The sequence below is a fragment of the Gluconobacter sp. P1D12_c genome, assembly GCF_018812105.1.
GTDB classification, from domain to species: domain Bacteria; phylum Pseudomonadota; class Alphaproteobacteria; order Acetobacterales; family Acetobacteraceae; genus Gluconobacter; species Gluconobacter oxydans_A.
Genome location: NZ_JACSIQ010000005.1, coordinates 13,482 through 31,891 on the forward strand (window position 1 = coordinate 13,482; position 18,410 = coordinate 31,891).

General features: G+C 58.4%; 16 protein-coding genes. 5 read left to right on the plus strand and 11 right to left on the minus strand.

Translation table 11 applies throughout. The features are described 5' to 3' along the window. Nucleotide 1: 1 nt before the first annotated feature. The 9 genes from KP705_RS06945 to rimP all read right to left on the minus strand — a co-directional run bounded on the left by KP705_RS06945 (nt 2) and on the right by rimP (nt 11,204). Nucleotides 2-1,420 carry a nitronate monooxygenase family protein gene (locus KP705_RS06945; protein ID WP_046900024.1) on the minus strand — a complete coding sequence of 473 codons (1,419 nt, stop codon included), beginning with the start codon at nt 1,418-1,420 and terminating at the stop codon, nt 2-4. 64 nt (nt 1,421-1,484) lie between these two features. Beyond that, nucleotides 1,485-3,635 carry a polyribonucleotide nucleotidyltransferase gene (gene pnp / locus KP705_RS06950; protein WP_211507283.1) on the minus strand — a complete coding sequence of 717 codons (2,151 nt, stop codon included), beginning with the start codon at nt 3,633-3,635 and terminating at the stop codon, nt 1,485-1,487. Between the two features lie 193 nt (nt 3,636-3,828). After that, nucleotides 3,829-4,098: a 30S ribosomal protein S15 gene (gene rpsO, locus KP705_RS06955; RefSeq protein WP_007283842.1), complete on the minus strand. Its 270-nt coding sequence runs from the start codon at nt 4,096-4,098 to the stop codon at nt 3,829-3,831. After that, nucleotides 4,058-5,059: a tRNA pseudouridine(55) synthase TruB gene (truB, locus tag KP705_RS06960; RefSeq protein ID WP_202206348.1), complete on the minus strand. Its 1,002-nt coding sequence runs from the start codon at nt 5,057-5,059 to the stop codon at nt 4,058-4,060. The genes rpsO and truB overlap by 41 nt, the downstream gene beginning before the upstream one ends. Nucleotides 5,060-5,159: 100 nt before the next feature. Beyond that, complete coding sequence (rbfA, locus tag KP705_RS06965) at nt 5,160-5,579, minus strand: 30S ribosome-binding factor RbfA (RefSeq protein WP_046900027.1); 420 nt, start codon at nt 5,577-5,579, stop codon at nt 5,160-5,162. Beyond that, a complete protein-coding gene (gene infB, locus KP705_RS06970; RefSeq protein WP_046900028.1) occupies nt 5,576-8,359 on the minus strand; it encodes a translation initiation factor IF-2 in 2,784 nt (927 codons plus the stop codon). The genes rbfA and infB overlap by 4 nt, the downstream gene beginning before the upstream one ends. After that, nucleotides 8,356-9,078 carry an RNA-binding protein gene (locus KP705_RS06975; RefSeq protein WP_374195556.1) on the minus strand — a complete coding sequence of 241 codons (723 nt, stop codon included), beginning with the start codon at nt 9,076-9,078 and terminating at the stop codon, nt 8,356-8,358. The genes infB and KP705_RS06975 overlap by 4 nt, the downstream gene beginning before the upstream one ends. After that, nucleotides 9,008-10,555 carry a transcription termination factor NusA gene (nusA, locus tag KP705_RS06980; protein ID WP_046900030.1) on the minus strand — a complete coding sequence of 516 codons (1,548 nt, stop codon included), beginning with the start codon at nt 10,553-10,555 and terminating at the stop codon, nt 9,008-9,010. Before nusA ends, KP705_RS06975 begins: the two co-directional genes overlap by 71 nt. Before the next feature lie 31 nt (nt 10,556-10,586). Beyond that, nucleotides 10,587-11,204 (minus strand): ribosome maturation factor RimP, encoded by a 618-nt coding sequence (gene rimP, locus KP705_RS06985; RefSeq protein WP_046900031.1) that lies wholly within the window; start codon nt 11,202-11,204, stop codon nt 10,587-10,589. Nucleotides 11,205-11,407: 203 nt separating this feature from the next. Between rimP and KP705_RS06990 the strand changes: the two genes are divergently transcribed. The 3 genes from KP705_RS06990 to KP705_RS07000 are packed head-to-tail and all read left to right on the plus strand — an operon-like array spanning nt 11,408 to nt 14,229. Then, nucleotides 11,408-12,007 carry a hypothetical protein gene (locus tag KP705_RS06990; protein WP_046900032.1) on the plus strand — a complete coding sequence of 200 codons (600 nt, stop codon included), beginning with the start codon at nt 11,408-11,410 and terminating at the stop codon, nt 12,005-12,007. 32 nt (nt 12,008-12,039) lie between these two features. Then, nucleotides 12,040-13,290: an AAA family ATPase gene (locus KP705_RS06995; RefSeq protein WP_046900892.1), complete on the plus strand. Its 1,251-nt coding sequence runs from the start codon at nt 12,040-12,042 to the stop codon at nt 13,288-13,290. 3 nt (nt 13,291-13,293) lie between these two features. Next, nucleotides 13,294-14,229, plus strand: a complete 936-nt coding sequence (locus tag KP705_RS07000) for a hypothetical protein (RefSeq protein ID WP_046900033.1) — start codon at nt 13,294-13,296, stop codon at nt 14,227-14,229. Between the two features lie 76 nt (nt 14,230-14,305). On the opposite strand, the gene KP705_RS07005 is transcribed toward KP705_RS07000, so the two are convergent. Both KP705_RS07005 and KP705_RS07010 read right to left on the minus strand, forming a co-directional pair. Continuing rightward, a complete protein-coding gene (locus KP705_RS07005) occupies nt 14,306-15,883 on the minus strand; it encodes an ABC transporter substrate-binding protein/permease (protein WP_046900034.1) in 1,578 nt (525 codons plus the stop codon). Further along, nucleotides 15,883-16,674 (minus strand): amino acid ABC transporter ATP-binding protein, encoded by a 792-nt coding sequence (locus KP705_RS07010; RefSeq protein WP_252348277.1) that lies wholly within the window; start codon nt 16,672-16,674, stop codon nt 15,883-15,885. The genes KP705_RS07005 and KP705_RS07010 overlap by 1 nt, the downstream gene beginning before the upstream one ends. Nucleotides 16,675-16,838: 164 nt before the next feature. On the opposite strand from KP705_RS07010, the gene ccmA reads away from it, so the two are divergent. Next, entirely contained in the window at nt 16,839-17,468 is a 630-nt protein-coding gene (ccmA, locus tag KP705_RS07015) for a heme ABC exporter ATP-binding protein CcmA (RefSeq protein ID WP_046900036.1), read from the plus strand. Continuing rightward, the gene (ccmB, locus tag KP705_RS07020; RefSeq protein WP_046900037.1) at nt 17,465-18,130 is read left to right on the plus strand and encodes a heme exporter protein CcmB; all 666 of its coding nucleotides are present in this window, start codon (nt 17,465-17,467) and stop codon (nt 18,128-18,130) included. Before ccmA ends, ccmB begins: the two co-directional genes overlap by 4 nt. The last annotated feature ends 280 nt before the right edge of the window (nt 18,131-18,410 follow it).

Consider the following 18,410-nt stretch of genomic DNA (forward strand, 5'->3'; position numbering starts at 1 on the left):
GTTATCGTCCTGTCAGAATACGCTCCACGAGCTGACCAACTGTAGGAACAAATCCATTCGCATAGAAAGGATCAGTTCCGAAGCGCCAGGCATTCGTGCCACCAAACATCAGGTTGTGGTCAACCACATCATCCGCATGCTCGTCATTCGGAGCATGCGCAATCGTCTGAAGCGTCTTTTGGATGCAGAAAGACCGCGGGTCAGCTTTTTGACCGTTGGTGTAGGGCTCACGCTGCATCCAGTTGGAGAACTTGCACGCCGACAGGCAGCCCATGCAGTTTGTCTGGTCAGCCAGGATTTCACGGGCACTGTCGGGAGTGACAAAAACCAGCGTGTCATCAGGCGTGCGCAGCGCCTCGGTGAAGCCCGCTGCCTCCCAACCTGCAATATGCTGACGGTCGGTTGAGGACACAAACACTTCGCGCTTGCGTGCACCGACGCCGTAAGGTGCATCCAGCTCTGCCGTGGCTTCCGGGCTGTACGCAACCTGACGCTCCGAGCGGCCTCGCAGGTCATGCATGAAGCTGTTGTTGACTGCAGAGGAATAAAAGCCAGTCGGAGAGAAGCGGTTCAGATAAACATCCCCCTTCTTCAGCGTCAAAAGACGGCGCTTCCAGGCCTCCGGAATCGGGCTTTCCTTCGTCAGCAGAGGGCGCGTTCCGAACTGGAAGGCAATCGGCCCCAGATCCGGGTTGCCGATCCAGTCCTGCCAGTCTTCCAGAGCCCAGACGCCACCGGCCATGATGATAGGCGTTTCATCCAGACCATACTGACGCATGACCCGACGAAGCTCCAGCACGCGCGGGAACGGATCTTCCGGGTGCAACGGGTTTTCCGTGTTGGAGAGACCATTATGGCCGCCTGCGCGCCACGGATCTTCATACACCACGCCACCCAGCAGTTCCGGAGCCTTGCTGTACGCACGGCGCCAGAGCGCGTTGAATGCACGCCCTGAAGACACGATCGGGTAATAGGGAATGCCGTACTTGATCGCGATATCAGACAGGCGATACGGCATGCCTGCACCACAGGTCAGGCCATTGATAACGCCCGGCGCGCCCTCAAGGATACCCTCGATGATTTCTTCGGCGCCGCCCATTTCCCAAAGGATATTGGCATGGAGGCGTCCTTTGCCACCTGAGATCTCACGGGCAATCTTCGCTTGGGCAATGCCGCCATCAATGGCGTAGCGGATCAGTTCGCGCTGCCGTTCACGGCGGGTCCGTCCGTGGTAAATCTGGGGAACAGGACGCCCCTGCTCGTCGTAGCTGTCAGCGTTGACGGCGGAAATGGTTCCAATTCCGCCGGCAGCGGCCCAATGACCTGCCGAAGTACCGGTGGAGACAGAAACACCTTTGCCCCCCTCGACGAGAGGCAGAACATCCTGACCACCAAAACGAAGGGTGTCGATCAACTTCATGGGGACTCGATGTCTCCGATACTCACACAAAAAAGGCGGGGCCTTGCGAGCCCCGCCCGAGGACTCACTCGGCGTCGCGACGGGGCGGACGGCCGGCCTTGGCCCCCACACTCTCCGTGATATCGGCACCAGTTTCCTGATCGACAACCCGCATGGACAGCTTCACCTTGCCGCGGTCATCAAAACCGATGACCTTGACCTTCACGGCATCGCCCTGCTGGACAACGTCGGACGTCTTGGCAACGCGACCCTGCGTCAGCTCGGAGATGTGCACCAGGCCATCACGCGGCCCAAGGAAGTTCACGAACGCACCGAAGTCGGCCGTCTTCACAACCTTACCATCGTAGATGCGGCCGATTTCCGGCTCAGCCACGATGCCTTCAATGCGGGCGATAGCCTTCTGGGCCTGCTCGTCATTGGACGCAGCGATCGTGATCGTGCCGTCATCCCCGATGTCCACCTTGGCACCGGAATACTCGACGATCTCGCGAATGACCTTGCCACCGGAACCGATCACATCGCGGATCTTTTCCTTCGGCACGGACATCGTCGTGATCTTCGGCGCATTGCCGGACACATCCGTACGGCCTTCCGTCAGAGCCTTGGCCATTTCGCCGAGGATGTGGATACGACCGCCACGAGCCTGCTCCAAGGCAATCTCCATGATTTCCGGCGTGATGGACGTGATCTTGATGTCCATCTGAAGGGCCGTGATGCCCTGATCCGTACCGGCAACCTTGAAGTCCATGTCACCCAGATGATCTTCATCACCCAGAATGTCGGACAGAACTGCAAAGCCACGATCTTCCTTGATCAGGCCCATTGCGATGCCAGCAACCGGGCGCGGCAGCGGAACACCGGCATCCATCAGCGCCAGGGACGTACCGCAGACGGTTGCCATGGATGAGGAGCCGTTGCTCTCCGTGATCTCGGAGACGACACGCATCGTGTACGGGAACTGCTCCTTGGACGGCAGCAGCGGATGCAGCGCGCGCCATGCCAGCTTGCCGTGACCAATCTCACGACGGCCCGGAGAACCCATACGACCACACTCGCCCACCGAATACGGAGGGAAGTTATAGTGAAGCAGGAAGTTCGAGCGGTATTCGCCTTCCAGCGCATCAATGATCTGCTCGTCCTGGCCAGTGCCAAGCGTTGCAACGACCAGAGCCTGCGTTTCACCACGGGTGAACAGGGCAGAACCATGGGCGCGCGGCAAGATACCGACTTCTGCAAGGATCGGGCGAACCGTCTTCAGGTCACGGCCGTCGATGCGAATACCGCTCTTGAGAATGGTTCCGCGAACAACCTGAGCTTCCAGCTCCTTGAGCATCGGCTTGGCCAGCTCAACGTCGAGACCTTCTTCAGCAAGGATCTCGTTGATGCGGTCCTTGGCTTCAGCAACCTTCTTGTAGCGTGCCTGCTTGACGCGCTCCTTGTAGGCATCGGCCATCAGCTTGTTGCCGACCTTTTCGACGCGCTTGCGAAGAGCAATCTCTTCCTTCGTCAGCGTCGGCAGATCCCACGGAGCCTTGGCTGCGTGTTCGGCCAGAGCGATGATGGCTTCAATCACAGGCTGGAAAGACGTGTGACCCAGGGTCACGGCTTCCAGCATGGTCTCTTCCGAAAGCTCGCTGGCTTCGGACTCAACCATCAGCACGCCTTCAGAGGTACCGGCCACAACGAGATCCAGCGTGCTGTCCTTAACTTCGGACAGCGTCGGGTTCACGACGAGCTTGCCATCGATGCGACCAATGCGAGCAGCAGCAACCGGACCGAAGAACGGAATACCAGACAGCGTCAGGGCAGCAGAGCAACCGATCAGGGAAACGATCGCCGGATCGTTTTCCATGTCATGGCTCAGAACCGTAGCTGTAACCTGAACTTCATTGCGGAAGTTGTCCGGGAACAGCGGACGGAGCGGACGGTCAATCAGGCGTGCATTCAGCACTTCTGCTTCAGACGGACGACCTTCGCGCTTGAAGAACCCACCTGGGATCTTGCCAGCGGCGTAAGCCTTTTCCTGATAGTTGACTGTCAGCGGGAAGAAGTCCTGTCCCGGCTTGACGCTCTTGGCACCAACAGCCGTACACAGAACGACCGTGTCACCATAGGTGATCATGACAGCGCCGTCAGCCTGACGGGCAATCTTGCCGGTCTCAAGAATAAGCGGGCGTCCGGCCCACTCGATTTCCTTACGGAAATAATCGAACATATCGTTCTCCTAGATTAGGAACGAGCCATCATCTGGACATCCGGCAGGTGACGGAGCAGCGTTTCGGACGGCATGGCGGTGGTGGCGGGAAGCCCCCGGCACGACACCATGTGGCCTGAAACGCCGGTCGCGCACCTCACCCCCGGAAAGACCGATGGCAGGGGTGTCCGGGGGCAAGCCCCCGGACGACGTATCAGCGACGCAGGCCGAGACGCTCGATCACGCTCTGGTAACGAGCCTGATCCTTGCGCTTCAGATAGTCCAGCATGCTACGACGCTGACCGACCATCATCAGAAGACCACGACGGGAGTGGAAGTCCTTCTTGTGGGTCTTCAGGTGCTCGGTCAGGTTAACAATGCGCTCGGTCAGGATCGCAACCTGAACTTCCGGCGAGCCCGTGTCGGTCTCGTTCTGGCGGTATTCAGCGATCAGAGCCGTGCGGCGTTCTGCAGTAATCGACATCGTGTTCTCCAAAAAACTCGTGGTTTTCCAGCATCCGTGCTGCCCTGAGCCGTCCATCGCGGATCTGACACAGGCCAATCACGTGCTCTCCGATCATCGCACGCCACAAATGGTCTCCCTCCTGTGACACGGCCGGCAGAGAATATGTGAGATCCGAAGGGTCAAGAGACTGGCCCCAGATCAATATTCTTCCCTCCGCTTCGGTAACGGCCAGCGCCGGGATGTCGACCAGCGCGGTCGCTACATCCAGCAGAGGAGCCGGAAGAGCATCGGCGTTGTCCACAGTTTGAGTCGATTTGTCCAGTGCTATCTCGTCAATCGTCATGGCATGGGACAGATCAAACGGCCCGCATTTCGTTCGACGCAGGACAGAAATATGCCCCACCGTTCCGCACGCAAGAGCGATGTCTCGCGCCAGAGACCGCATATAAACGCCCTTGCCAGACTGCACTTCAAAAACCGCAGTATCCGCATCCGGACGTTCTACCAGCGTTATCGAATCTATCCGGGCCGGGCGTGGCGGAAGCTCCGGCGGACGGCCAGCACGCGCGAGATCGTAAGCCCGTTTTCCACCAACTCTCAATGCAGAGAACACGGGAGGAATCTGCATTACGTCTCCCGTCAAAGCGGGGAGACAGGCGCGTAGATCATCATCTGTTGGACGATGAACCGACGTTGCAAGAACTTCTCCCTCGCGATCATCGGTTGTGCGGCTTTCCCCCAAAGAGAGGGTAAAGCGGTAACGCTTTGTCGCATCCATAATATAGGGAATAGTCCGCGTGGCCTTGCCAAATGCGATCGGCAGGACGCCTGAGGCCAAGGGGTCGAGCGTGCCGCCATGGCCCGCTTTTTTCGCGTCAAATTCCCAACGCAGTTTATTGACCATGTCCGTAGACGTTGGGCCAAGCGGCTTGTCGAGAATCAGCCATCCGTCAATCTCGCGTCCGCGTTTTCTTGCCACTGGTCCAGCATCCCTCACTCATGATCGGGCGCTGATAGACCAGTCTGGCCTGTAAATGCAAAAACACCCCTGACCCGAAGGCCAGAGGTGTTGTGCAAAATCAGTCTTCCAGATCTCGGCTGACTTCCGGTGAACGAAAGAGCTGATCCAGTTCCATCGCATTATCCAGCGCCGTATCTGGCTGGAAATGAATTTCCGGAACACTTCGCAGCCGAAGCACCTTGGCCAACCCGGAGCGAAGGAAGGGAGAAACCCGCTTTAAAGCAGGAAGAACTTCTTCCACATCGCTTCTGCCCAGTCGGGTCACGAACACTGTCGCGTGACCAAAGTCTGGGGAAACCCGCACTTCCGTAACTGTGATGCGAACATCCAGCAGGTCAGGATCACGAAACTCCGTGCGGGCGAAGATGTCCGCCAGAGTCCGGCGAACCTCTTCTGCCACCCGAAGCTGGCGAGTGCTCGGCCCTTGGGCAACAACGCCGGCCGGGCCTTTCAGGTCATTTCTGGAACGTGAGCTCAAGCCGGGATCACTTCCATCTCGTAGCACTCGACGACATCGCCTTCGCGCAGATCATTGTAACCTGCAAAGGAAAGACCGCACTCATACCCACGAGCCACTTCCTTGACGTCGTCTTTGAAGCGCTTGAGCTGGCTGAGTTCACCCTGATGGATGACCACGTTCTCACGCAGCAGACGCACGCCACAGCCACGCTTGACGAGGCCTTCGGTGACGTAGCAACCAGCGACCTTGCCAGTCTTCGTGATGTTGAAGACCTGACGGATCTCCGCATAGCCCAGGAACTTCTCGCGATGCTTGGGCGCAACCTTGCCCTTCACGAGCTGCTCTACGTCGTCCGCCACCTGGTAGATGATGGAGTAGTAGCGGATATCCACACCTTCACGCTGCGCCAGTTCACGAGCCTGCGTCGTCGCACGAACGTTGAACGCCACGATGATGGCATCAGAAGCCTTGGCGAACTGGATATCGCTTTCCGTGATCTGACCGACGCTTGCGTTCAGGACACGAATTGCAACTTCCTCATGAGCCAGCTTCTGGACGGTCGTTGAGATTGCTTCCGCAGAACCCTGAACGTCCGCCTTGATGAGAAGGGCAACTTCCTTCTGATCACCAGCCTGAATACGGGCAAGCATCTGATCAAGTGTGCCACGGGCAGCAACCTGCGTCGCAGCCTGCTTTTCCTTGATGGTACGCTGACGGAATTCGCTGATCTCACGAGCGCGGACGTCATTTTCAACAACAACGAACGGCTCACCTGCACCCGGAACGCCCGTAATGCCGAGGATCTCGACCGGCATGGACGGCCCTGCATCCTTGAGCTGACGTCCACGATCATCGAGAACCGCACGAACACGGCCCCACTCTGCACCAGCGACAACAATGTCACCGCGACGCAGGGTGCCCTTCTGAACAAGAACGGAAGCCACAGGGCCACGTCCACGATCCAGACGGCTTTCGATCACCGTACCTTCGGCCATACGATCCGGGTTAGCCTTCAGGTCAAGCATTTCAGCCTGCAGCAGAATAGCTTCTTCCAGCTTATCCAGACCCGTACGCTTGAGTGCCGACACTTCGACATCCTGCGTATCGCCGCCCATGTCTTCCACTACGATCTCGTGGCTCAGGAGCTCCTGGCGAACACGTGCCGGGTTAGCGCCTGGCTTGTCCATCTTGTTGATGGCCACGATGATCGGAGCGTTCGACGCCTTGGCGTGTTTGATGGCTTCGATCGTCTGAGGCATGACACCGTCATCCGCAGCAACGACCAGCACGATCACGTCCGTCACGGATGCGCCACGGGCACGCATGGACGTAAACGCCTCATGGCCCGGCGTATCGATGAAAGTGATCTTCTTACCAGACGGTGCCGTGACCTGATACGCACCAATATGCTGTGTGATGCCGCCGGCTTCGGCGCCAGCCACATCAGCAGAACGCAGGGCGTCCAGCAGGGACGTTTTACCATGGTCAACATGGCCCATCACGGTAACGACCGGAGCGCGAGGCTTCAGGTCTTCCGGACGATCTTCAACACCTTCGATACCGATCTCCACGTCGCTTTCAGCAACGCGCTTCACGCGGTGACCAAATTCTTCAACGACCAGCTCTGCCGTATCGCCATCAACACTCTGGGTTGCCGTCGCCATAACGCCCATCTTCATGAGCGACTTGATGACTTCACCCTGACGAGCCGCCATACGGTTAGCCAGTTCAGCAACCGTGATGGTTTCCGGAACGATCACGTCCCGCACAACGCGAACCTGATCAGAACGCAGACGCTCGAGCTCTGCCTGGCGACGCTCGCGATCGCGCTGACGACGAACTGAAGCGAGCGAACGGGTCTTACCGTCGTCACCTTCAATCGCTGCACGAACATCGATACGGCCGCTGCGACGATCATTGCCGCCAGGGCTCTTGCGAGGAGAAGGCTGGGTAGAACGACGCTGAGCCGGCCCACTGGGTGCACCACCGCTCCGGCGAGCAGGAGCACGACGCTCTTCTTCCCCACCGGCTGCTGCGGCCGGAGAACGCAGATGAAGCGTCTCACCCCCACGAGGCTGTGCAGGTGCTGCAGGCGCAGGACGCGCAGTCTGAACCGGGCGCTCCGGCATGATTGCACGTTCTGCGAGAGGGCGCAGACGCTGTACAGGGGCTGCAAGCTGCACACCACCTGTTGAATGTGTCCGCGGATCAAGCGGGGCAGCACGCTGCGCTTCTTCAGCTTCGCGTTCTGCCTGACGTGCAGCGCGCTGGGCTTCTTCTTCAGCGAAGATGCGCGCGTCTTCTGCGGTTTTGATCGCCTGACGATCACGCTCGATGCGCGCAGCTTCTTCAGCCTCTCTTGCCTCTGCGGCAAGGCGCTGCTCTTCCTCGGCACGACGCGCTGCTTCTGCAGCCGACATGATCTGGATCTTTTCGGCTTCGCGGCGCGCAGCCTCTTCAACCGCAGCTTTACGCTGTGCTTCCAGAACGCGCTGACGCGTTGCAAGCTCCGCAGCCGTCAGGGCGCGACCGCCAGCACCAGCACCACGACCACCACGTGCACCGCCAGCAGCCGAGCCACCCGGGCCGGAAGCTGCACGCTTGGGCTTGCGAACTTCAACCTGCACGACCTTTGAACGGCCGTGGCTGAAGCTTTGACGCACGGAGCCAGCGTCGACTGTACGACCGACCTCCTGACGTCCTGCTGGGCGTAGGGACAGGCGGCCAGTCTTGTTCTGTTCGCCGCCCTGTGATGGGGTCTGTGTTCCGTCCTGGTTGCGCTCGTTGCCGTCGCTCATAGTTCCGCCTGTTCCTTACTGACCCCTTTGGGGTCTGGGAGTGAACGTCCTGCCACTCCCGAAAATCTCTCATGTTCGGCGATCAGGCGCTGTGCCAGCGCACCCGGCGCCATCACCGCATAGACCGCCCGGTCCCGGCCGAACGCCGAAGCCAGGACGCGATCGGGAACTGTCACCACCGGCAGAGATCGCCGGCCCGACACCAGTCTGGAGAACTCGTCCAGGCTTGCACCTTCGGAACGGATCACCACCCCTGCCCTACCGGAAATGAGCCACTCCCGGCATTTCTGAAACCCGCAGACAACCTGCCCCGCTCTTCGGGCCAGACTGACAGCGTCCAACATCCTCTGCCCCAGTGCCGCCTCGACGAGATCCGCCAGACAGTCCGGTACAGACACCTGGGCCTTTGCAGCACGTGCAAAAGCCTGTCGGGTGCGGGGGCTATCTAACACATCCCGGCTGGCACTCAACCACATTCCCCGACCTGGCAGCTTTGCGGCCAGATCTGGCACAACCCGATTATCCGGGCTGACCACGAAACGGATCATGCTTTCAGGCGGCCTCTGCTCTCGGGTCACGAGGCAGCGGCGCTCTGAAGCGCGGCGCCCTAAAGCACCGCGAATGGGACCATTATCAGTATCAGAAATATCAGACGTCGGTCGACTCCCCGTCCTTCTTTTCGGCTTCAGCCGATTCGTCACCTTCAAACCAGTGGGCACGGGCTGCCATGATGACCTCGTTCGCGGCATCTTCATCCATGGCGTCTGCGCCAAGAATGTCCACGAGTTCATCACCTGCCAGATCCGCCAGATCGTCGAGCGTTTTCACACCCTTCTCACCAAGCGTCACCAGCATCTGGTTCGTGAAGACTCCGAGATCGACAACATCGTCCGTCACGCCAAGCTCTTTGCGCTTGTCGTCCAGCTCGTGTTCCTTGCCAGCCAGATACTCGTTTGCACGCAGCATCAGCTCTTCGGCAACACTCTCATCGAAGCCTTCGATGTCATGCAGTTCGCCCGGCTCCGTATAAGCCAGTTCTTCGATGGAGTGGAAGCCCTCTGTAACCAGAAGGCTGGCAATCACATCGTCCACATCCAGCGAGTCAACGAAGAGGCCAGTCCGCTTGCGGAACTCTTCCTGACGACGCTCCGATTCCTCGGCCTCCGTCAGAATATCGATGTCCCAGCGGGTCAGCTGGCTGGCCAGACGTACGTTCTGTCCGCGGCGACCGATCGCGAGCGAAAGCTGCTCATCCGGCACCACGACTTCAACACGCCCTGCTTCTTCATCCATCACCACCTTGGTGACTTCAGCAGGTGCCAGCGCATTCACAACGAATGTTGCAGCCTGCGGGCTCCAGGGAATGATGTCGATCTTCTCGCCCTGCAACTCAGCCACAACGGCCTGAACGCGCGAACCGCGCATACCAACGCAGGCACCGACCGGATCAATTGCAGCATCACGGGAAATGACAGCCATCTTGGCGCGGGACCCCGGATCACGGGCAACAGCCTTGATCTCAATGATACCGTCATAAATTTCCGGCACTTCCTGGGCGAACAGCTTGGCGAGGAATGCCGGATGCGTCCGTGACAGGAAGATCTGCGGGCCGCGCGGCTCGTCACGTACATCATAGATATACGCGCGAATACGGTCCGAATTTCGGAAAGACTCGCGGGGGATCAGCTCGTCACGACGCAGAAGGCCTTCGGCATTGCCGATTTCAACCATCATGTTGCCGTACTCGGTCCGCTTGACGGTACCGTTGACGATCTCGCCTACGCGATCCTTGAATTCATTGAACTGGCGCTTGCGTTCATATTCACGCACGCGCTGCACAATGACCTGCTTGGCCGTCTGCGCTGCAATACGACCAAAGTCGATCGGGGGCAGTGGATCAACGAGATGTTCGCCAATCTGAATTTCCGGCTGGAACTTACGAGCAATGTGAATGGGGATCTGCGTGTCCTCATTCTCCACCTGCTCGACAGCTTCCGTCCAGCGGCTGAGACGAACTTCGCCCGTCTTGCGGTCGATGGTCGCGCGAATGTCCTTCTCGTGACCATACTTGGCGCGGCCAGCCTTCTGAATGGCCTGCTCCATCGCTTCCAGCACTTCTTCGCGGTCGATGTTCTTCTCGCGCGAGACTGCGTCTGCGACCAGCAGCAGTTCAGGGCGGATAACAGATGTGTCCATCAGATCGGACCTCCAGCCAGCATGAGACGGGTCATTGTTTCTTCTTCCCCGGCTTCTTCGGATTCAGTTTCGGAACGCGAGGCGTCTCGCCGTCACTCTCCGCTTCAGGTGTGATACCCGAAAGGGCAGCACTTGCCTCAATCAGGGCATCCGTCAGGATCAGACGGGCCTTGCGAACTTCCGCCAACGGCAGCTCCGCTTCAGTCCCGTCGTCCAGACGAATCACGCCCTTGCCATCCCGCGTGCCCATCACCGTTCCAGAGAAACGACGACGGCCATTGAGCGGAACATCAAGCTCAGCCTTGGCCAGATGTCCGGCGAATCGTTCCCAGTCCTTTGCACGGGTCAAAGGGCGGTCGATTCCAGCTGATGATACTTCGAGCATCCATGCGCCTGGAATCGGGTCATCCACGTCAAGGATGGCACCGACGGCGTGACTGATCTGCTCGCAGTCCTCCACGGAGATCAGGGAGCCGTTTGCACGGTCCGCCATGATCTGAATGGTCGGGGTGTCGCGCCCGAGAACGGAAAGACGGACGAGCTCGTAGCCCAGGTCCGCCAGCGTCGGCACGATCCGCTCCGCAATGCGGGCTTCAAGGCCCGTCAGATGAGGCAGTTCGAGACCGGAAGATGTGTTCTGTTGAGACAAGACAAAAAAGGCGGCCCGTCAGGGCCACCCCCCGAAAAGAAGCGGAAGATGAATGGAATGACCTCTATCTAGGCCCTCCACCCTCGCAATGCAAGTAGAACGACAGGGATACAGCCCCATAAGCATATCGAAAGATTTGTTTACATTTATCAGTGCGGAGAATGCTTGCCTTGAACGGGTAGTCAGGGTGAGATGAGGCCCTGATGACAGCCGAACCCGAGCCTAAACCGCATCTCCTTCCGCAGCAGGATGCTCCCCGGAGCCGACCTCTCTGGGCGGGAGGTAGTCTTCTGGCCGTGGTCACCATTGGGGCCGGGGCATTTTTCTACACTCATGCCACAACGCCCAAGGCGGCAGTTCCCGCTCCTTCGCCAGACAATGCTGCCGTTGGCACAGCACCAGCGCTTCAGGCGGCGGTTCAGCTTTCCATGCTCTCCGCACAGAATGCCCCTAAAGCGCTTGCTGCCACCAGCTTCAATGCCCAACAGCGAAGCCAGATTTTAGCGGCCGTGCAGCGTGGTGATATGCGCCTTGTGGAAATGCCGGTTCTGGATGCAGCAGGCGTGACAGGGCAGACCGTTGATGTCACAGTCTCTGGATTGACCCAGCGCGTTGTTTTGACAGGAAAATTCCAGCGGCTCATTCTGCCGATTGCCGAAGCCGCACAGGTTACGATTGATCCTGTCACAATGCCGCACGCACCCGCTCTTACCATTGGCGCGATGACCGCCCTCGGCCCCGAAGCCCTGCCAAGCCTGACTGCGCTGAGTCAGCGTATCGTGCTTGGTGTGATTGTTCAGTAAAGGCCACCCCGGTGTTCAAGTCCCTCGTTCCCATGCTCAACCGGGCCATGCCAGTTATGATGGCGGCCTTCCTGATTCTGGCGGTCATTCAGGTGGCCGTCATGCTACACCTGTCTCTGGATGGTTTCTGGAGAGCTCTGAACTGGGCACGCCCTGCCTATCTCCCCCTGGCGGGGATCGGCGCCCTCCTGACCGTCATGGGTCTGGCATACGAAACCTCTGCAGAAAAACTGGCGCGTCGTGGACTGCGCCGGAGGAAAGGTCTGATCATGGATGTTCTCAGCCGGCTGACCAATCGTGGTGCGCTTGAAGAACTCATGGCCCGCGAACAGCGCGAAACCGTCATCGATGCGGAGGAGCTTGCTGCATCTCTTCGGGCCCGCGTCATCGGGCAGGACCGTGTCTGCGAAGACATCGCCCAGCAGCTCCGCCGTCGCCTCGCTCTTCAGGTTCGTGGCAAGCCCGTCGGCATTTTTCTGCTGGCAGGGCCTCCAGGGACTGGCAAAACCTATCTGGCCAAGCAGATTGCCCGACAGATGGAGCGCCCCCTGCTCCATTTCGATATGACGCAGATGTCCAGCCCCCATGCAGCCACACAGCTCTTCGGCTCCCCGAAGGGCTATGTCGGCTCAGATACTTTCGGCAAGCTAACCGGCGGTCTTAAGGATCAGCCAGATGCCGTCGTGCTACTGGATGAAATTGAAAAAGCCCATCCGGACGTGTTTAAAAAGTTCCTCACCGCATGGAACGATGGTCACGTTACGGAAGCGTCGACTGGCGAACAGGTCTCCACCACCCGCGCCATCTTCATGCTGACGTCCAACATCGCAACGGACGCTCTAACTGAGATTTCGGACCGTTTGGAGAATGAGCCCGACAAGATGCGCGCGGAGTCGGTAGAAGCTCTCAAGCGGGCGGGCTTCGCTCCTGAGGTTCTGAACCGCCTCGACAGGATCTTTGTATTCCGCGCTCTCCGCGGTCTGGATCTGGCCCGTGTCGCCGCTCTGGAAATTGAAGCCATGATTGAAAGCTATGGCCTGCACGTTGAAACAGGCGGTATTGATCCGGCCTTGCTCTTCCAGGTCATGGTCAAGCAGAAGAATCTGGGCACCGGTGCCAGCGCTCGTGATCTGGTGCGGTCCATTGAAGATATGGTGAGCGAAAGCCTGATTATCGCCCGTCAGCAGGGGGCCAAGACGGTTCGCCTGACGGCAGGAGATGCGGGTGTTGTCGCGGAAATTTCCAAGGATACCGAAGCGCAACTCGGCCGCCTGAGCCACTGATCCATGACAGCATTTGGACGACTCTGGCGCCGCGCGCCTCTCTGGCGCACAAGCCTTATCATGATGGTCGGCGGGATCGGGATGGCGTCGTTTTTCCCGACACCGGCTTTGAAGAAAGCCATGCCTTGGCTCCCAGGACATGCTCCTGGTGCAAGCCCAGCGTCTGCAGCAGGCGCGAGCGGCGCTCAAAACGCTGCTGGCGGCAATGCCCAAAACGGTGGCGTAGATCAGGTCGGTGTTCCCGATCCTGGCATCACCCTCCGGCACAGCCTGAAGATTGCCGGGCGCACTGTTCCGCTCCCGACCGGAGACTGGCACACCATCCTAACCGCTCGAAGCGGCCCTCACGGAGAAATTTCCCAGCAGGTTCTGGCGCGTACGGATAGTGGTGTTGTCTCGGCCGTGATTGTTGTCCGCGCCAGCCAGCAGACTCTTCCACAGGAAGTGACGGATGGGCTGGAAACGCCGTGCCATGATGATCGCAACTATGCATCACGTATCAGCGGAAAGCCGGGAGCATCGGAAGAGTGCACCTATATGGGGAACGCAGTTCTGGCGAATAATACAGTCAGCCCGGACCCGTTCATCACAGCGGCCTTCAACCGCATGGCAACACTCGGCTTCCCGATCCCCCCCCTCATGATCAATGTTGGATGGTATCACGCGGCCCTTCAGGGCACGCAGGGCGTTCAGGTCGAGACTGTTGAGACGCTTATCGCCCCGATTGAGCATGGGTCCCGCCAGTTGCTGGCGCCCATTAACATCTGGGGCAAAGGCACAGTTCATTCCAATCCGGATTCCTCGCGCTTCATAACGGATCTGGATCGGTGGATGCTGAAATGGGCGGACGTTCTGCGGCAAGGGTTTGACGGGACGCTTGACCCGAGTACGCTTACACCATCCATCACGAGTGATCCGTCAGCGCCCAAAGCGTCCTGACCAAAAAAAGGCTGCCTCCCAACAGAGAGGCAGCCTTTTTTAATTCATTGAACGAGGCGTCTTTCATGCCTCCCAATCAGTGATGGCCAATATTGCCGCCCATACCGCGGCCCATGCGTCGTTCTGCCATACGGGCCAATCTCACGAACGGTAGCCCAAGCAGAAGATAAGCCGCACCGACCATCAGCCCCGTTCCGAAATAGTCGTAATAGGTGGATGACAGACGCACATAGGTCTGACTGAGTTCCGTCAAGGTGATGACGGACACCAGCGAGCTGTCTTTGAGCAGCGAAATAAAGTCATTGGTCATGACCGGCACAACCGTGCGGAAGGCCTGCGGGACCACGACCAGACGAAGCGCCTGCCAGTGCGTCATATTCAGAGCGATAGCGGCTTCCATCTGGCCCCGGGGGACAGACAACAAACCCGCACGGTAATTCTCGGCTTCATAGGCGGCGTAATTAAGGCCCAGTGACAACACGCCTGCCATGAAGGGAGACAGCCGGATGCCAAAGGCTGGCAGCCCATAGAAAATGAAAAGAACCTGAATCAGCAGTGGTGTGCCGCGGACGATTTCCACATATAGCCCCGCCACAAGCCGAGGGACCGTCCCACCATAATGCCGCGCCAACGCAAGAAGCAGGCCCAGAGCGACCGCAATCACCATAGCGAGCGCTGAAACAGCCAACGTCATCAAGGCTGCCTGGCCGATCAGAGGCAGGAACCCGACATACCGGTGAACCAGAACTTTCCAGTTCCCACCCGTGGTGCTGGCCATGGCCGCCCGATAACGGTCCCATTCCACCGGAGCAATATCCGGATGGGTATGGTCCCCGGTGTAGTTCTCCATCAACGGAGTCCACAGGTTCCAGCGTGCCAAAATCTGGTGAAGTGTCCCGTCCTTGATAAGGTCTCCGAGGGCGGCATCCACCTGATCACGCAACGCGCGGCTACCAGGCGCAAACGCGATGCCATATTCCATGCTGCCGATCGGTTCGCCCACCAGCTTCATGTCATCGGAAATGCTGCCGTAATACAGGGCGATGGGCGCATCCAGCAGGATCGCGTCCAGTCTTCCGTTCCGCAGATCTGAAAAGGCATTTGTCTCTTCTTCATAAGACCGGATCGTAGAGCCACCCTGCCGGCGCAGCATTCGCTCGGCTGTGGTGTCCTTGATCGTGCCAATCTTATGCCCTTTGAGAGCCTCCAGCGTGTCGAGACCCGTTTCTTCCTTGCGAAGAATGATCCGCTCGCTTGTCACATAGTAAGGACGGGAGAACAGGACCGCTGCTTTGTGCTCCGGCGTCATTTCGATGCCGTCTGCAACCATGCTGTAAAGATCACGCGACAGGCCCGGAATCAGGCCATCCCAGTCGTTCTGAATGAAACGCGCCTTGCGGTGCATTTTCTCAGCGATGGCATTGACCAGATCGTATTCGAAACCTGTCATCCGGGATTCATGCTCGGGATCATGGAACACGTAAGGCACATTGGCCTCACCATCCGAGGCCCAGGGCAGATCGGTGTTATCCCGCGCGCCCGGCACGACCAGAGCGTCTGGCGCGGATGCGACAGTCTCGTCAGCCGCTACGGCATGAACGGAGGGTGCCAGCATGAAAGCCAGCGCCAGAAGACACGCAAAAAACTTGTTCATCACAGGAGCGTCCGCAGGAAGCGCCGTGTGCGCCCCTCTTTCGGGTTGGCGAACATCAGATCCGGGTCACCGCTTTCAACGATTGCACCAGCCTCCACATACAGCACGCGATCCGAGGCAGCACGGGCAAAGCGCATGTCATGTGTTACGACAAGCTGCGTCATCCCATCATCATCCAGATCCCGCATCACCGACAGGACTTCTTCTGAAAGTTCGGGGTCCAGTGCAGATGTCGGCTCGTCGTACAACATGACGGACGGTTTCATGGCAAGCGCACGGGCAATAGCCGCGCGCTGCTTCTGGCCGCCCGAAAGACTGTCCGGGTAGCGGTTTTTAACACCCGCCAGCCCCACTTTTTCCAAAAGCGTACAGGCCGTCGCCTGCGCCTCATCCCGTGAAACGCCCTTCACGCGCATCGGCGCCATCATGACGTTATCAATAACTGTTCTATGGGGAAAAAGATTGAAGGCCTGAAAGACCATGCCGACATGCGCCCGCAAACGATGGGCCTGTGCCTCATTGGCACGCGTCCAGCTTTTGCCAGCACAGGCAAGTGTCACATCTTCAATACGGACAGTTCCGGCGTCAGGATGCTCCAGAAAGTTGAGGCACCGCAGGAACGTGGACTTGCCACATCCTGAAGGTCCGATAATCGAGATCAGCTCGCCACGTTCAACATCAAGTGACAGACCACGAAGAATTTCGTTGCCATCAAAAGACTTGGCGATCCCGCTCGCCTGTAACACCAGATCAGTCAGTTCCAGACATCCCTTAACAAGACGTGTGATCATTATACCGTTCAGCCCTCTTAACGGACCTCGCACTGGCTATCGAGACCTTTCCTGCATGCAGGAATGAGAATTCACCAGATTGCAGCTTTTCAGACGCCCCCTTGCAGTTCCCGCGCTCAGAGGGTCTAAGCTGATGAGACCGTGAACCGGACAGAACGCTTCCCATGACGACCCAGCCGCCCGACCCGACAACACCTTCTGTGCTTCTGGATGTCAGGGATATTACGGTTTTCCGTGGAGACCGGCTCGTTCTGGATGATGTGAGCCTTTCGCTTGCTCATGGCGATGCCATGATACTCACCGGCCCGAATGGTGCGGGAAAATCTACTCTTCTCAGAACAATCGCAGGCCTTCGCAAGCCTGACGGCGGCACGATTGAGCGCTATGGGGCACTGGCATGGCTTGGCCATCAGGATGCTCTCAAGCCCGGCCTGACACTGGCGCAAAATCTTGCTCTTGCCCATCGCCTGGGCAGTGGAAGCATGGAAGACGTGTTGGAAGCCCTTGATCTGGCATTCCTGACTGACCTTCCAGCACGCCTCCTGTCCTCAGGGCAGAAACGCCGGGCGGCTTTCGCACGCGTCATGCTGTCAGGAGCACCCCTTTGGCTTCTGGACGAACCGACCGTTGGTCTGGACGTGGCGAGCATCGAACGGCTTGGAGCAATCATGGCCAAACACCGTGACAATGGGGGGGCCATGATTGTTACGACGCATGTGCCGCTCCCTCTGGATAACACGCGCTCGCACGAACTCCCTTCCCTTGCTCACGCTGAACCGTTCTGGCTGTCATGACCGCTTTCTTTGCCCTGATCGACCGCGACCTGCGACTTGCCTACCGGTTTGGGGCGGATACGCTCGCATCCCTGCTCTTCTTTATATTGTGTGGCAGCCTTTTCCCTCTGGCTCTTGGTCCCTCACCAGACCTGTTGCGTCATATGGGGCCGGGCATCATCTGGGTCTGTGCACTGCTCGCATCGCTGCTCCCGCTGGACAGACTTTTCGGCTCTGAACTGGAAGATGGCTCCCTGGATCTGCTGATGCTCACGGGCCTTCCAGCATATGCCGTTGCCTTCGCCAAAATGATTGCTCACTGGCTGACAACCGGCCTGCCCCTTCTTGTCGCAGCGATTCCACTTGGCATCATGCTGGGCGTAAAAGGGAGCGAACTCCCGCTTCTCCTGTTCGGGCTGATGCTTGGAACAATGTGCCTTTCCCTGATGGGTGGCATGGCGGCCTCAATCGTGTTGGGCGCCCGGCGTGGTGGCGTTCTTTTGCCACTCCTCGTTCTTCCTCTGGCAACGCCGGTACTGATTTTCGGTGCGGCCTCGTCATATGCCGGGCAGCTTGGCACATCATCAAGCGCCGGAATCGACCTTCTGGGAGCATGCCTGTTTGCAATGCTGCCTCTTTGCCCACTTGCAGCAGGTTACGGCCTCAAATCTGCAGTCGGTTAAAAAATCTCTCGATAAATCCACAATTTTTTCGATTTGAACGTTTCTTGCCCGGCTTGAATAAGCCGAGCAATGAGGTGTTGGTTTTTTACAAATTATTCATCTTCGTTATTTACGTTGACTGTTAGCTTTAATTGAACGAATTACGCCATCAATAGCTTTCGTTTGTCTGCAAAGGAAGGCATAGGGCAATCCCACTTCACTCTGCGAACAATACGATGCACCCCCTGCATTCTGGATTTTCATCACATCATGGCAACATCTACACCCGCTTGGACAAACG

Bases quoted from the DNA above. Each gene is read 5' to 3' on its own strand.
- ccmB (WP_046900037.1), top strand. From the start codon at position 17,465: ATGACCGCTTTCTTTGCCCTGATCGACCGCGACCTGCGACTTGCCTAC.
- nusA (WP_046900030.1), bottom strand. From the start codon at position 10,555: ATGGACACATCTGTTATCCGCCCTGAACTGCTGCTGGTCGCAGACGCA.
- rpsO (WP_007283842.1), bottom strand. From the start codon at position 4,098: ATGTCGATTACTGCAGAACGCCGCACGGCTCTGATCGCTGAATACCGC.
- KP705_RS07010 (WP_252348277.1), bottom strand. From the start codon at position 16,674: ATGATCACACGTCTTGTTAAGGGATGTCTGGAACTGACTGATCTGGTG.
- KP705_RS06990 (WP_046900032.1), top strand. From the start codon at position 11,408: ATGACAGCCGAACCCGAGCCTAAACCGCATCTCCTTCCGCAGCAGGAT.
- pnp (WP_211507283.1), bottom strand. From the start codon at position 3,635: ATGTTCGATTATTTCCGTAAGGAAATCGAGTGGGCCGGACGCCCGCTT.
- infB (WP_046900028.1), bottom strand. From the start codon at position 8,359: ATGAGCGACGGCAACGAGCGCAACCAGGACGGAACACAGACCCCATCA.
- KP705_RS07005 (WP_046900034.1), bottom strand. From the start codon at position 15,883: ATGAACAAGTTTTTTGCGTGTCTTCTGGCGCTGGCTTTCATGCTGGCA.
- ccmA (WP_046900036.1), top strand. From the start codon at position 16,839: ATGACGACCCAGCCGCCCGACCCGACAACACCTTCTGTGCTTCTGGAT.
- KP705_RS06945 (WP_046900024.1), bottom strand. From the start codon at position 1,420: ATGAAGTTGATCGACACCCTTCGTTTTGGTGGTCAGGATGTTCTGCCT.
- KP705_RS06995 (WP_046900892.1), top strand. From the start codon at position 12,040: ATGCTCAACCGGGCCATGCCAGTTATGATGGCGGCCTTCCTGATTCTG.
- KP705_RS07000 (WP_046900033.1), top strand. From the start codon at position 13,294: ATGACAGCATTTGGACGACTCTGGCGCCGCGCGCCTCTCTGGCGCACA.